Source organism: Tepidimonas sp. (assembly GCF_036825565.1).
In the GTDB taxonomy this organism is placed as follows: Bacteria; Pseudomonadota; Gammaproteobacteria; order Burkholderiales; family Burkholderiaceae_C; genus Tepidimonas.
On sequence record NZ_DAISXZ010000065.1, the window covers coordinates 1 to 13,136 of the forward strand.

Consider the following 13,136-nt stretch of genomic DNA (forward strand, 5'->3'; position numbering starts at 1 on the left):
CGGTGTGCAGGGAGAAAAGACTGCTTGGGCGAGCACTTTTCCAACGGCCTGTTAATGGCCGAACGGGTAAACTCCAACCCCGGCAGACCCGTGCCAGGCCGTGGGGCTTGCCGGTGCCCGGCGAGGTCGCCTGGCTGATTGCGACGACCTCCGTCCGACGAAGGAGGCGGCGCACCTCTCTTTCCTTGCGCAGGGTCTCGACCTCCATGACCAGTTCGTCGATGCGCCGGGTTGGCCTCGTCGAGCTGCTTTTCGAGCGGGTCGATCTCGCGTTCCTTGAGGCTACCATCCATGCCGGCCGGCGCCCGGACAGGGTATCGACCGATTCGCTCCGCAGCGGGCGCAACACGACTTGCTTCTTCCGGCCTGCCGACCAGCGCAACCCCACACACCTCACTCTCGTTCAGCATTTCGCCCTCCTTCTCCAGGCACGACGATTTGCCCCAACTTCGTGTCCAAAAAAACTGCAGGCGGAGCACCGGTCATGGCAGTCAGAGCCGAAATCGGATACGATGACCCGGAACCGGCGGTCTCGATAGACCGGAATGACCGGTCACGATGAGCCGGAATCCCCACACTGCGGCGCAATGAGCCCGACCATCACCCCGGAATTGCGCGCCTGGATCGTGCAGCAGGCGCAGGCCGGCTGCACGCCGGAGTCGGTGCTGCAGGCCATGCTGCAGGCGGGTTGGCAAGAGTCCGTCGCGCTGGACGCGATGGAGGCCGTGTTGGAGGCGCACCTGGGGGCTGTGGTTGCGCAGGACGCCACGGCGCGCGCGGCAGCGGCTCGCACCGTGGCCCGTGCCGCAGCCGGCGCCCAGGCGGCCGAGCGGTCTGTGACCGGGCGGGGCGTGGCGCGGCCGTATCTGGACCTGTCCGGGTCGCCGCGCGTCATCGATCTGGGGGACCGGGTGGTGACGGTGCACGTCAGCCTGCGCCGCCCGCGCCTGGCGGTGCTGGGCAACCTGCTGTCGGCCGAGGAGTGCGACGCCCTGATCCAGGCTGCGCAGCCGCGGCTCAAGCGCTCCCGCACGGTCCAGACCCGCACGGGCGGCGAGGAACTCAACGCCGATCGGACGAGCGACGGCATGTTCTTCCGCCGCGGCGAGACGCCGCTGATCCAGCGCATCGAGGCGCGCCTGAGCCGGCTGGTGCACTGGCCGGTGGAAAACGGCGAGGGCCTGCAGGTGCTGCGCTACGGCCCCCGCGCCGAGTACAAGCCGCACTACGACTATTTCGACCCCAACGCCGCCGGCACCGCCCGCATCTGCGAGCGCGGCGGGCAGCGTGTCGCCACCATCGTCATGTACCTCAACGAGCCGCAGCGCGGCGGCGGGACCACCTTCCCCGACGTGGGGCTGGAAGTCATGCCGCAGCGCGGGCACGCGGTGTTTTTTGCCTACGACCGGCCGGAGCCGGCCACCCAGACCCTGCACGGCGGCGCCCCCGTGCTGGAGGGCGAGAAGTGGGTGGCCACCAAGTGGCTGCGCGAAGGCGAGTTCACCGTTTGACTGCCGTTTGACCACTGTTCGACCGCTGGCGCGCCGCGCCGGCTTTTCCCCCGCCCATGTCTGCCGATTCCACCGCGTCCGTCCCCGCCATCGATCCTGCCCGGGCTGCCGGCGTACCTGGCTTGGCCGATGCCCCCCTGGGGCGCGCGAGCGCCTACACCGACACCTACGACCCCACGCTGTTGTGCCCGCTGCCGCGCGCTCCCAAGCGTGCCGAGATCGGCATCGCCGGGACCCCGCCGTTCACCGGGGCCGATCTGTGGACAGCGTTCGAGCTGAGCTGGCTCAACGATCGGGGCAAGCCGCAGGTGGCGCTGGCGCATGTCACCATCCCGGCCGAGACGCCCTATCTGATCGAGAGCAAATCGTTCAAACTTTACCTGAACAGCTTCAACCAGACGCGCTTTGCCGACGCCGAGCAGGTGCGTGAGCGGCTGCGTGCCGATCTGGCCGAGGCCTTGTGGCGCGGCAGCGAGCGGGCCGGCAGCGTCGGTGTGCGCCTGCGGTTGCCGCACGAGTGGGCGGACGAGGCCGTGCGGCCGCTGCCCGGTCTGAGTCTGGACCGCCTGGACGTGGAATGCACCCACTACCAGCCGGCGCCCGAGCTGCTGCGTGCCGACCCCGAGCAGCCGCCGGTGGAGGAGGTGCTGACCAGTGACCTGCTCAAAAGCAACTGCCTGGTCACGGGGCAGCCGGACTGGGGCAGTGTGCAGATCGCCTACAGCGGCGCGCCGATCGACCAGGAGGGCCTGCTGCGCTATCTGGTCAGCTTTCGCCAGCACCAGGAGTTCCACGAGCAGTGCGTGGAGCGCATCTTCATGGATATCTGGACGCGCTGCCGGCCGGTGCGCCTGAGCGTGTATGCGCGCTACACGCGCCGTGGCGGGCTGGACATCAACCCCTGGCGCACCAGCCATCCCCAGCAGCTGCCGGTCAACACGCGCACGGCGCGGCAGTGACGGCGTGGCGACGGGGCGAGGGCATCAGTCCAGGGCGTCGAACAAGTCCGGGATGCGCGGGCGGGCCGCGGCCGCTGGGGTCGCGCCGTCTGGCCGGGCCAGATTGCCCACCCGCACACCCAGCAGGCGGATGCGCCGCGTCAGGTCCACCCGTTTCAGGCACAGTCCGGCGGTGCGGCGGATCACCGCGGCGTCGGCCGTGTGTGTGGGTACGGTCTGGTCGCGGGTGACGATGCGAAAGTCCTCGTACCGCAGCTTGATGCCGATGGTGCGCCCGACGTAGCCCTTGCGCTGCAGGTCGGCGGCCACTTGCTCGCACAGCCGGGTGAACAGGCGACCCAGCTCCGCGCGGTCGTGCACCGCGTGGAGGTCGCGCTCGAAGGTGGTTTCCCGGCTTAGGCTGACCGGCTCGCTGGTCGTGACGAGTGGGCGTTCGTCCCGGCCCCAGGCGGCTTCGTGCAGCCAAGCGCCGTGACTGGCGCCAAAGCGCTCGATCAGCGTCGCGCGCGGGCAGGCGGCCAGTTCGCCGATGGTGCGCAGACCCATGGCTTGCAGGCGCTCGTCGGTGCGCGGGCCGATACCGTGGATCTTGCGGCAGGGCAGGGGCCACAGGCGGGAGGGTACGTCCGCTTCGTTCAGCAGGGTGATGCCACCGGGCTTGTCCAGATCGCTGGCGATTTTGGCCAGCAGCTTGTTGGGAGCCACGCCGATCGAGCAGCTCAGCCCCGTGGCGGCGCGGATGGCCCGCTGCAGCCGCTCGGCCAGCACACGCCCGCCGTCGCACTGTCCGTCTGGAGCGTGGGTGAAATCGATATAGACCTCGTCGATGCCGCGATCCTCCATCATCGGCGCATGGTGCAGGATGACCGCCTTGAAGGCGCGCGAGGCGGCGCGGTAGGCGTCGAAGTCCACCGGTAGCAGGATGCCGTCCGGGCACAGCCGAGCGGCCTTCATCAGCCCCATGGCCGAGCCGATGCCGTGTTGCCGGGCCGCGTAGTTGGCGGTGGTGATGACGCCGCGCCCGCGGTAGTCACGCAGCCGGGCAAAGGCCGACAGCGGGATGCGATCGCGTGGCAGGTCGTCGGGCACGGGCTCGCGCCAGCGCACCTGCCGCCCGCCGATGACCAGCGGCACGTCGCGCAGTTGCGGGTAGCGCAGCCCTTCGACGGACGCGTAGAACGCATCCATGTCCAGGTGCGCGATGCGGCGCGGCGGACGATCCATGATTGCTGAAAATATGGGCAGTCTGTTCCAGGGCTTGGGGGTGCGGGCTTTCCCGGATTCTCCCGCAGCTTGTCCACAGCATCGCCCACAGGGGTCGGGGACAAGGGGCGGTCGCGCTATGCTGCCGTGCGCAGATACCACTTCTGAAGGAGAGCCGCCGTGGACACCCCCCCGAACAAAGATTTCGAAGCTGGTCTGGCCATGCGCCGCCGCGTCATGGGCGACGATTTCGTCGAGCGCGCCTTTGCCCACCTGACGCCGTTTACCGAGCCGCTGCAGCACTACATCACGCGCAACGCCTGGGGCGACGTTTGGCAGCGCCCGGGGTTGGATCTCAAGACCCGCAGTCTGATCACGGTGGCGATGCTAACCGCGCTGGGCAAGCAGCACGAGCTCAAAGGCCATGTGCGCGGGGCGCTCAACAACGGCGCCACCCCGCAAGAGATTCAGGAGGTGCTGCTGCACGCCAGCATCTACTGCGGTCTGCCGGCCGCGGTGGAGGCCTTCCGCACCGCAGCCGAGGTGGTGGACGGGCCCAAGGGCTGATCCGATGTCGTGCGGCACCGGGCGGGCACCGCGCGGCGCCATCACCCCGTCAGCAGCCGCTGCACCAGGTCCACCGAGCTGCTGGCGCCGTATTTGCGCATCAGCCGTGCGCGGTACACCTCCACCGTGCGCGGACTGATGCCCAGCGCCTTGGCCGTCTGCTTGGCGGTCAGGCCTTTCATCACCAGGCCGGCCACCTCACGCTCGCGCGCGGTCAGCTCGGCCTTGACGGGGCGCCGCGAGGAGAGGTCCTCGAAGCTCCAGATGCCCGCGGCGTGCGGATCGGCGCGGTCGAGCGCGCGCCCGGTCACATGGCACCAGAACGTCTGGCCGGCAAAGCGGCCGCCCACCCGGCGCATGATGCGCTCGTCGCTGTAGTGCCCGTGGGCATTGAGGATGGGCGCGATGCGCTCGCCGATGCGCTCGAATTCGTCCGCGCTGGGGTAGAGGATGCGAAAGCTCTGCCCGATGAGCTGATCGCGGCTGGCGCCAAACATCTCGCACACCGCCTGGTTGCAATCGACCATGGTGCGGTGGCGCGACAACACCAAGCCCACCGGCGCCAGTTCGAAGGCCAGCCGGTAGTCGTCCAGAGCGGGCGCAGCGGTCACGACCTAGGGTTGGACAGTAGGCAATACTACGTACGCGGTTACGTAGTATCGTACGGCTTTCCCCCACTTTTGGACAGGAGCGTGCGAGCATGAACAAGGTCTACCCCAGCGCGGCCGCAGCCCTCGAGGGTGTGGTCGCCGATGGGCAGCTCATCGCGGTCGGCGGCTTCGGCTTGTGCGGCATCCCCGAGGCGCTGATCGACGCGCTGCGCGACAGCGGCGTGAAGAACCTCACGGTCATCTCCAACAACGCCGGCGTGGACGCCTTCGGCCTGGGCAAGCTGCTGGAGACGCGCCAGATCAAGAAGATGATCTCCAGCTACGTGGGCGAGAACAAGGAATTCGAGCGCCAGTACCTGGCCGGCGAGCTGGAGCTGGAGTTCACCCCGCAGGGCACGCTGGCCGAGAAGCTGCGCGCCGGCGGCGCGGGCATCCCGGCGTTCTTCACCAAGACGGGCGTGGGCACCATCGTCGCCGAGGGCAAGGAGCACCGCGAGTTCAACGGCGAGACCTACATCATGGAGCACGCCCTGTTCCCGGACGTGGCGCTGGTCAAGGCCGACGTCGCCGACCTGTCGGGCAATCTGCGCTTTCGCCGCACGGCGCGCAACTTCAACCCGGCCGCGGCGACCGCGGGCAAGCTGTGCATCGTCGAGGTCGAGCGCATCGTGCCCACCGGGGCCATCGACCCGGACGATGTGCACCTGCCCGGCATTTATGTGCACCGCATCGTGCACAACCCCACGCCCGAAAAGCGCATCGAGAAGCGCACCACCCGCGACCGCAAAGTTTGAGGAGCCCGATCATGCCTTGGACCCAAGACCAAATGGCCGCGCGCGCGGCCCAAGAACTGCAGGACGGCTTCTACGTCAACCTGGGCATCGGCATCCCGACGCTGGTGGCCAACCATGTGCCCGACCACATCGAGGTCTGGCTGCAGAGCGAAAACGGCATGCTGGGCATCGGCCCCTTCCCTTATGAGGACGAGGTGGATCCCGACCTGATCAACGCCGGCAAGCAGACCGTGACCACGATCAAGGGTTCGTCCATCTTCGGCTCGGACCAGTCGTTTGCCATGATCCGCGGCGGCAAGATCAACCTGTCGATCCTGGGCGCGATGCAGGTCACGCACAAGGGCGACCTGGCCAACTGGATGATCCCGGGCAAGATGGTCAAGGGCATGGGCGGCGCGATGGACCTGGTCGCCGGCGTGCCGCGCGTGATCGTGCTGATGGAGCACGTCGCGCGCAAGAAGGACGGCACCGAGGACCTGAAGATCATCCCCGAGTGCACGCTACCGCTGACCGGCAAGGGCGTGGTGGACCGCATCATCACCGACTTGGGCGTGATGGACGTCACGCCCGAGGGGCTCAAGCTCGTGGAGCTGGCCCCCGGCGTGACGCGCGAGTTCATCCAGAGCAAGACCGGCGTGCCGCTGCTGTGACGGCGCCCCAGCTGGCCCGATGAAAGCCACGCCCGCCCGCCCCCGCATTGGCCTGGCGCTGGGCAGCGGCGCGGCGCGCGGCTGGGCGCACATCGGCGTGCTGCGCGTGCTGCAGGAGGCGGGGCTGGAGCCGGATATCGTCTGCGGCACCTCGATCGGCGCGCTGGTCGGGGCGGCCTACGCCGCCGACGAGCTGGATCGGCTGGAGCCATGGGTGCGCTCGCTGGACTGGCGGCAGGTGGTCGGCCTGATCGACCTGCGCTTCGGAGGTGGGCTGATCGAGGGCGACAAGCTGGAGGCGTTCTTTCGCAGCCGCTTCGTCGACGGCGGCATCGAGGCGCTGCCGAGGCCGTTCGGCTGCGTGGCGACCAACTTGGCCACCGGGCGCGAGGTCTGGTTACGCCAGGGGCCGGTGATCGACGCGGTGCGCGCCTCGATCGCCATCCCCGGTGTCTTTACCCCGGCGCGGCAGGACGGCGGGCTGCTGGTGGACGGCGGGCTGGTCAACCCGGTGCCGGTGTCGCTGGCGCGCGCGATGGGGGCGGAGTTCGTCATCGCGGTGGACTTGAACTGGGACCTGATGCGCCGCCGCCAGCGCGTGGCCAGCCGCGCGCGCGGGCCGCGGCGCGGCCTGCTGGAGGGGGTGCTCCAGCGCCTGCGCGGCGGTGGGTCGGACGATGCCGCCGGGTCTGCGCAGGCCCCGGAAGCGACGAACGAAGCGGCCCCGCCGTCGCTGCTGGACGTGCTGACCACCAGCATGGCGATCGTGCAGTGGCGCATCACGCAAAGCCGCCTGGCCGGCGAGCCGGCCGACGTCGTCATCCGCCCGGCGCTGGCCGACGTGGCGGCGATGGACTTTCACCGCGCGGCACCCGCCATCGCCGCCGGCCGCCGCGCGGCCGAGCAGGCGCTGCCGGTGCTGCGCGACGCGCTGGCGCTGCTTTACCCGGAGGCGGCCGAGAACGTCGCCGGGCAGACCCAGCGGCAGGGTTGATCGCTCACCGGGTGCGCCAATGCCAGCTCCGCCGCGTGCAGCAGCAGGCGCGGGGCGGTGTGACGGGCCGCGCCTTCGGCGTAGAGCGGATCGCCCAGGATCGGGTGGCCCAACGCCGCCAGGTGTACGCGCAGCTGGTGCGAGCGGCCGGTCAGCGGCTGCAGTTCCAGCCGCGTGGCCCAGAGCTCACCCCAGCGCTCCAGCCCCAGCATGCGCCAGCGCGTGTGGCTGGGCTTGCCGTGGCGGAAATCGACCTTGCTGCGCGGACGGCGTGGCCAATCGACGATGAGCGGCAGGCGCACGTCGCCCCAGCCGTCCGGGGCGTCGGGTGCCAGCGGCACGCCGGCGGCCACCGCCACGTAGGTCTTGTGCACGCGGCGCTCGGCAAACGCGATCGATAGCGCGCGCTGCGCCGCCGTACCGCGCGCCAGCACCATCAGGCCAGAGGTGTCCATGTCCAGCCGGTGCACGACCACGGCATCAGGCGCCTGGCGCTGCACGCGCGCGGCCACGCAGTCGGCCTTGTCGGCGCCGCGGCCCGGCACGGCCAGCAGGCCGGCCGGCTTGTCCACCACGATCAGCGCGTCGTCCAGGTGCAGGACGGGGATGCCGTCCCACACCGCCAGCGGTGGCGTCACGTTTGCGCACCCTCGACGATCAGGCGCAGCCGCCGCTGGCCCTGCCATTCGTCGGCCTCCAGCCGGTACGCGAGCTGCACACGCGCGGGCAGCGCCTCGGTGTTGCCGAACCAGATGCCCTCCAGCGGCTGACCCTGCACGCGCAGGCGCAGCGCCAAGTGCCGCTCGCCGAGCAGTCGCTGGTCCAGCACCTCGACCTCGTCGCTGAACACCGGCGCGGCAAAGCCCTGGCCCCAGACCTGGGCGTCGAGCAGATCGACCACATCCACGCGGCGCCAAGGCTCCGCCAGCGGGCCATCGGTCTCCAGCCGGCGCTGCAAGGTCGCGGCATCCAGCCATTCGATGGCGACGGCCTGCAAGGCGGCTTCGAATGCGGCCAGGCCGTCGGCGGGCAGGGTGCAGCCCGCCGCCATGGCGTGACCGCCAAACCGCAGCAGCAGGCCCGGCTGGCGCTTGGCCATCCAGTCCAGCGCATCACGCAGGTGAAAGCCCGCAATCGATCGTCCCGAGCCCTTCAGGCACGGTGTGCCATCGTCCATGTGCGCCGGCGCGAACACGAACACCGGCCGGTGCAGCCGGTCTTTGAGACGGGAGGCGACGATGCCCACCACTCCCTCATGAAAAGTGGGGTCGAATACGGTCAGTGCCGGGGGCGCCGTGTCGGGGTCCAGGCGGTCGCCGTGGCGCTCGGCCATGGCCAGCAGGGCCTGTTCGCGCATGGCCGATTCCACGGCACGCCGCCGGCGGTTGATGTCGTCGAGCAGGCGGGCCAGTTCCTCCGCCCGTGCCCGGTCGTCGGTGAGGAGGCACTCGATACCCAGCCTCATGTCGCTGAGGCGACCCGCGGCATTGAGCCGAGGCCCCAGGGCGAACCCGAGGTCGAAGGTCGAGGCGCGCGCGGCCGGCCGTTTGGCCATGGCGAGCAATGCCGCCATACCCGTCGGCATCGCCCCGGCGCGGATGCGCCGCAGGCCCTGGGCCACCAGCCGTCGGTTGTGCGCGTCCAGCCGCACCACGTCGGCCACCGTGCCCAGGGCCACCAGGGGCAGCAGGGTGTCCAGCCGGGGTTGACTCGCGCCGTCGAAGACGCCGCGGCGCCGCAGTTCGGCGCGCAGCGCCAACAGCACGTAAAAGATCACGCCCACCCCGGCCATCGCCTTGGCGGGAAAGTCGCACTCGGGCTGGTTGGGGTTGACGATGATGCAGTCCTGCGGCAGGCGGACTTCGCCACCCTGCACCAGCGGCAGGTGGTGGTCGGTGATCAACACCTGCAGGCCCAGTGCCCGGGCCCGCTCCACCCCCTCCAGGCCGGCGATGCCGTTGTCCACGGTGACCAGCACATCGGCCCCCAAGGCGTGCACGCGATCGGCCAGCGCAGGGGTCAGGCCGTAGCCGTCGCGCATCCGGTCGGGCACCAGGTAGCGTACCCGGTCCCAGCCCAACGGCGCCCCCAGCAGCCGCAGGCCGCGCCACGCCGTCGCGCAAGCCGTGGCGCCGTCGCAGTCGTAGTCGGCCACGATGCAGACGGTGTGCCCGCGCTGCAGCGCATCGGCCAGCAGTTCCGCCGCCTCGCGCGCGCCGCGCAGGCGTTCGGGCGGGGGCAGGTGGGTGAGGGCGTCGTCCAGCTCGTCCGCCTGCTGGACGCCACGCGCGGCAAACAGCCGCGCCAGCAGCGGGTGCACACCGGCTTGTTCCAGCGCCCAGGCGGCCCGCGGGGGCACGTCGCGGGGGGTGATTTTCACAGTCCGCTCCACCAGTCGAAAGTGGGCGGCGTGGCGGGGCGCGGCTGACCCCGCAGCCGGTGCCACAGGTCGCGCCAATGCCGCCGGCGTGGGGGTGGCGGGTCGGCCCCGGGGTCCAGCCGCCACGAACGCCAGCCGCGCTCGCCGCACAGAGTCAGCCAGCGCGGCTGGCCGTCCGCGTCGGCGGTGGCCAGCCAAGGGGCCAGCAGTGTCTCGTCCAGCCGCGCCCAGGCGGCGGCCCAGCCCGCGCCGTCGCCCTGGGTGGCCGGCGCGCTCAGGTCGTCCACCAGCCGCACACCGGCTTGTGCCGGGGTGGGGCCGTGGCCGTCCCAGCGGCCGGCGCCTGCGATCCAAAGGCCGTTGACCGGCAGCGCACCGCGCGTGGCGCGGGCCGCGTTGACCGGGTGGTCGTGGAAGAGCATCTGGGCTTCGTTGAGCAGGCGCAGCAGCGTGCGGGCGGCGGGGTGGCGGCCCGCATCCCGCCACCAGCCGTCGGCCCGTCGATGCGCCACCCGGTCCAGACTGGCGCCCGTCCACTCCTCGAACAGCGCCCCGCGCGCCAGCCAGCGCAGCGGGTCGTCACCGTGCAGCTCGATGCCATCGCTGGCGGCATAGGGCACGAAGGCGTCGCGCAGGGCCGCCGATTCCTCCACGCGCAAATCGAGCGCGTGTGGCGGCACGATGGTGATTTGGTCGATGCCGGCTTGCCAGGCGCATGGCCACAGCCAGGCGCAGCCCACACCCACCTCCCCGGCGTGCCAGGCGGCCCACGGTAGTTGCCCATCGGCCACCGCCCATCCCAAGGCGCGTGCCAAGGCGTGTTCGTGGGGCGGGGTCAGGCTCCAGGGGCTTCCAGCGTGCTGGGCGTGCGGGGTGGCGCGCGCCAGCCAGCGCTGCAGGGTGGGCAACGGGGGGAGGGGAGGCGTGCTCGTCCCCGCCGCGGCGTCGGCGGCCAGCGGGGCGGCGTAGGCGATGATCAGGTGGCGGGCCTCGGGCATGGCGCGATTGTTGCGCAATCGCTGCGGCACAATCCTGGCAGCTTGTGGACACACCCATGCCTTTGCCCTACGAATTCGCGATCGGCTGGCGCTACACGCGCGCCGGCCGGGCCACCCGCCGCAACGGTTTCATTTCTTTCATCAGCGCGGTCTCCATGCTGGGGATCGCCCTCGGGGTCGCGGCACTCATCATCGTGCTGTCGGTGATGAATGGGTTTCAGAAAGAGGTGCGCGATCGCATGCTGGGTGTGTTGTCGCACATCGAGGTGCTCTCTGTTACTGGTGAGGCCTTGGCCGACCCAGGGGGCACCATGGCGCGGGTGCGCGAGCATCCGCGGGTGCGCGCGGTGGCGCCCTTCATCGCCGAGCAGGGGTTGCTCGCGCGCGGGCAGGACATGAAAGGGGCGGTCATCCGCGGCATCGACCCCGCACAGGAGCCGGCCGTCACCGCCCTGGGGGCGGATCTGGCGGCGCAGGCCTTCGGGGCCTTGCAGCCCGGGCGGTTTGGCATGGTGCTGGGGGCGGCGCTGGCGCGTTCGCTGGGGGTGACGACCGGAGACGCGGTGACGCTGGTGGTGCCCAGCGGCCAGCTTACGCCCGCGGGGGTCGTGCCCCGTTTGCGCCAGATGACCGTGGTGGGGTTGTTCGACTCCGGCCACTACGAGTACGACGCGACGCTGGCGCTGGTGCACCTGGAAGACGCGCAGCGGCTGTTCCGGGTGGTGGGGCCGACCGGCATCCGTGTGCGGCTGGACGACCTGCACGCCGCGCGTGAGGTGGCCATCGAGCTGGCGGCGCAGCTCGAGCCGGCGCTGGGCCCCGGGGTGCTGGTGCGCGACTGGACGCGCGCCAATCGCACCTGGTTTGCCGCGGTGCAGGTGGAAAAACGCATGCTGTTCATCATCCTGACGCTCATCGTCGCGGTGGCGGCGTTCAACCTGGTGTCCACGCTGGTCATGACCGTGACCGACAAGCGTGCCGACATCGCCATCCTCCGCACGCTGGGGGCGAGTCCGCGCGGCGTGATGACGATCTTCGTGGTGCAGGGGGCGGCCATTGGCGTGGTGGGGACGGCGCTGGGGCTGGCGCTAGGCCTGGGGGTGGCGTTCCACATCGACACACTGGTGCCGGCGCTTGAGCGCCTGCTGGGGGTGCACTTTCTCCCGCAGGATATTTACCTGATCAGCCGCATGCCCAGCGACCCGCAGGCCGGGGACATCGTGCCGATCGCCGTCATCTCGCTGGCGTTGGCTTTCGTGGCGACGCTCTACCCCAGTTGGCGGGCCAGCCGGCTCAACCCCGCGGAGGCGCTGCGCTATGAATGACTCGGCCGACGTGGTGCTGCAAGCGCGCGGGCTGGTCAAGCGCTTTCGTGAGGGGCGGCTGGACGTGACCGTCTTGCGTGGCGTGGACTTGACTGTGCGCGCTGGCGAGACGGTGGCCATCGTCGGGGCGTCCGGCTCGGGCAAGAGCACCTTGCTGCACCTGCTGGGCGCGCTGGAGGCTCCGACCGCGGGCGAGGTGCGGCTGATGGGCGAGGATCTGCACCGCCTGCCCCCAGGCCGCCAGGGCGACGCGCGCAACCGGCATCTGGGCTTCGTCTATCAATTCCACCACCTGCTGCCGGAGTTCACCGCCCAGGACAACGTCGCCATGCCGCTGTGGATACGGCGCGAGCGGCGGGCGGTCGCGGCCGAACAGGCGGCGCATTGGTTGCGGCGCGTGGGCCTGGGCGAGCGGCTGCTGCACCGCCCTGCCGAGCTGTCCGGGGGGGAGCGCCAACGCGTGGCGATCGCTCGCGCCCTCGTCACGCGGCCAGCCTGTGTGCTGGCGGACGAGCCCACGGGCAACCTGGACCGCGAGACCGCCGGCAGCGTGTTCGAGCTGATGCTGGACCTGGCTCGCTCGCAACGAACGGCCTTCGTGCTGGTCACCCACGATCCGGAGCTGGCCTCGCGCTGTGACCGCGTGCTGCGCCTGGCCCACGGCGGCCTGAGCGCCTGAGCGCCTGAGCTCAGGCGGTGCGCCCACCCCCGCGCGGCGGCGGGCTTTTGGCGCCCTAGTCAGCTTTCCTTCGGTTTCAGGGTTTACACTAATAAGGATATTCGCAATCAATCATATAGTTTTGGCGTGAGCCGATCTTTGTCTGCCCTGCCGTCGGATGCGGTGTTGCCAGACTTCGAGTCGGTGGCGCGACAGTTCAGCGTGTTGGGTGAGCCCGCGCGGCTACGCATCCTGCACGCCGTGTGCCAGTCGGAGCGCTGCGTCAACGACATCATGCAGGCCACCAGAATGGCGCAGGCAAACGTCTCGCGCCACCTGGCGCGTCTGCATCAGGCGGGCTTGCTGGTGCGCCGGCGCGAGGGCACCCGGGTGTTTTACCGGGTGGTCTCGTCGTCGCACCTGGATCTGTGCCGACTCATCACCCAACAGGTGGGGGGCGGCCAGGCGCACCCGGGAGCGGGGGGG

The 13,136-nt window shown here is 70.5% G+C and carries 14 protein-coding genes and 1 pseudogene; 9 read left to right on the forward strand and 6 right to left on the reverse strand.

Translation table 11 applies throughout. The features are described from left to right. Positions 1-208, reverse strand: a pseudogene (locus V7026_RS09005) (hypothetical protein); the annotation flags it as partial. 337 nt (positions 209-545) lie between these two features. On the opposite strand from V7026_RS09005, the gene V7026_RS09010 reads away from it, so the two are divergent. Beyond that, positions 546-1,511 (forward strand): 2OG-Fe(II) oxygenase, encoded by a 966-nt coding sequence (locus V7026_RS09010; RefSeq protein ID WP_334155053.1) that lies wholly within the window; start codon positions 546-548, stop codon positions 1,509-1,511. A 56-nt stretch (positions 1,512-1,567) separates the two neighbouring features. After that, positions 1,568-2,470, forward strand: coding sequence for an NADPH-dependent 7-cyano-7-deazaguanine reductase QueF (gene queF / locus V7026_RS09015; protein WP_334155054.1), 903 nt, complete (start codon positions 1,568-1,570; stop codon positions 2,468-2,470). A gap of 24 nt (positions 2,471-2,494) precedes the next feature. Here queF and V7026_RS09020 read toward each other — a convergent pair whose 3' ends face one another. Beyond that, positions 2,495-3,694, reverse strand: coding sequence for a DNA polymerase Y family protein (locus tag V7026_RS09020; protein WP_334155055.1), 1,200 nt, complete (start codon positions 3,692-3,694; stop codon positions 2,495-2,497). Positions 3,695-3,853: 159 nt separating this feature from the next. Here V7026_RS09020 and pcaC point away from each other — a divergent pair, with 159 nt between their 5' ends. Continuing rightward, positions 3,854-4,240: a 4-carboxymuconolactone decarboxylase gene (gene pcaC / locus V7026_RS09025; protein WP_068610466.1), complete on the forward strand. Its 387-nt coding sequence runs from the start codon at positions 3,854-3,856 to the stop codon at positions 4,238-4,240. Positions 4,241-4,281: 41 nt separating this feature from the next. Here pcaC and V7026_RS09030 read toward each other — a convergent pair whose 3' ends face one another. Then, positions 4,282-4,851 (reverse strand): PAS and helix-turn-helix domain-containing protein, encoded by a 570-nt coding sequence (locus V7026_RS09030; RefSeq protein ID WP_390612408.1) that lies wholly within the window; start codon positions 4,849-4,851, stop codon positions 4,282-4,284. Positions 4,852-4,940: 89 nt separating this feature from the next. Here V7026_RS09030 and V7026_RS09035 point away from each other — a divergent pair, with 89 nt between their 5' ends. The 3 genes from V7026_RS09035 to V7026_RS09045 are packed head-to-tail and all read left to right on the forward strand — an operon-like array spanning position 4,941 to position 7,289. Beyond that, complete coding sequence (locus V7026_RS09035) at positions 4,941-5,645, forward strand: CoA transferase subunit A (RefSeq protein WP_334155056.1); 705 nt, start codon at positions 4,941-4,943, stop codon at positions 5,643-5,645. A gap of 11 nt (positions 5,646-5,656) precedes the next feature. Then, complete coding sequence (locus tag V7026_RS09040; RefSeq protein WP_334155057.1) at positions 5,657-6,295, forward strand: CoA transferase subunit B; 639 nt, start codon at positions 5,657-5,659, stop codon at positions 6,293-6,295. Positions 6,296-6,314: 19 nt separating this feature from the next. Continuing rightward, positions 6,315-7,289: a patatin-like phospholipase family protein gene (locus tag V7026_RS09045; protein ID WP_334155058.1), complete on the forward strand. Its 975-nt coding sequence runs from the start codon at positions 6,315-6,317 to the stop codon at positions 7,287-7,289. Here the strand turns inward: V7026_RS09045 and V7026_RS09050 are convergent. Genes V7026_RS09050 through V7026_RS09060 form a run of 3 tightly spaced genes read right to left on the reverse strand, consistent with a single transcriptional unit; the run spans position 7,238 to position 10,667 of the window. Next, a complete protein-coding gene (locus tag V7026_RS09050; protein WP_334155059.1) occupies positions 7,238-7,927 on the reverse strand; it encodes a pseudouridine synthase in 690 nt (229 codons plus the stop codon). The genes V7026_RS09045 and V7026_RS09050 overlap by 52 nt on opposite strands. Beyond that, positions 7,924-9,669, reverse strand: a complete 1,746-nt coding sequence (recJ, locus tag V7026_RS09055) for a single-stranded-DNA-specific exonuclease RecJ (protein ID WP_334155060.1) — start codon at positions 9,667-9,669, stop codon at positions 7,924-7,926. Before recJ ends, V7026_RS09050 begins: the two co-directional genes overlap by 4 nt. Further along, on the reverse strand, positions 9,666-10,667 hold the full coding sequence (locus tag V7026_RS09060) for a phosphoglycerate mutase (RefSeq protein ID WP_334155061.1): 1,002 nt from the start codon (positions 10,665-10,667) through the stop codon (positions 9,666-9,668). The genes recJ and V7026_RS09060 overlap by 4 nt, the downstream gene beginning before the upstream one ends. Positions 10,668-10,723: 56 nt before the next feature. On the opposite strand from V7026_RS09060, the gene V7026_RS09065 reads away from it, so the two are divergent. The 3 genes from V7026_RS09065 to V7026_RS09075 all read left to right on the forward strand — a co-directional run. Next, entirely contained in the window at positions 10,724-11,992 is a 1,269-nt protein-coding gene (locus V7026_RS09065; RefSeq protein WP_334155062.1) for a lipoprotein-releasing ABC transporter permease subunit, read from the forward strand. Then, positions 11,985-12,671, forward strand: a complete 687-nt coding sequence (locus V7026_RS09070; protein WP_334155063.1) for an ABC transporter ATP-binding protein — start codon at positions 11,985-11,987, stop codon at positions 12,669-12,671. The genes V7026_RS09065 and V7026_RS09070 overlap by 8 nt, the downstream gene beginning before the upstream one ends. A gap of 126 nt (positions 12,672-12,797) precedes the next feature. Further along, the coding region (locus tag V7026_RS09075; RefSeq protein WP_334155064.1) for an ArsR/SmtB family transcription factor at positions 12,798-13,136 on the forward strand (339 nt) is incomplete at its 3' end.

What these genes read in the sequence shown, in the direction of transcription:
- V7026_RS09010 (WP_334155053.1), top strand. Translation starts at nt 546, where the DNA reads ATGACCGGTCACGATGAGCCGGAATCCCCACACTGCGGCGCAATGAGC.
- queF (WP_334155054.1), top strand. Translation starts at nt 1,568, where the DNA reads ATGTCTGCCGATTCCACCGCGTCCGTCCCCGCCATCGATCCTGCCCGG.
- V7026_RS09020 (WP_334155055.1), bottom strand. Translation starts at nt 3,694, where the DNA reads ATGGATCGTCCGCCGCGCCGCATCGCGCACCTGGACATGGATGCGTTC.
- V7026_RS09035 (WP_334155056.1), top strand. Translation starts at nt 4,941, where the DNA reads ATGAACAAGGTCTACCCCAGCGCGGCCGCAGCCCTCGAGGGTGTGGTC.
- V7026_RS09040 (WP_334155057.1), top strand. Translation starts at nt 5,657, where the DNA reads ATGCCTTGGACCCAAGACCAAATGGCCGCGCGCGCGGCCCAAGAACTG.
- V7026_RS09045 (WP_334155058.1), top strand. Translation starts at nt 6,315, where the DNA reads ATGAAAGCCACGCCCGCCCGCCCCCGCATTGGCCTGGCGCTGGGCAGC.
- V7026_RS09060 (WP_334155061.1), bottom strand. Translation starts at nt 10,667, where the DNA reads ATGCCCGAGGCCCGCCACCTGATCATCGCCTACGCCGCCCCGCTGGCC.
- V7026_RS09065 (WP_334155062.1), top strand. Translation starts at nt 10,724, where the DNA reads ATGCCTTTGCCCTACGAATTCGCGATCGGCTGGCGCTACACGCGCGCC.
- V7026_RS09070 (WP_334155063.1), top strand. Translation starts at nt 11,985, where the DNA reads ATGAATGACTCGGCCGACGTGGTGCTGCAAGCGCGCGGGCTGGTCAAG.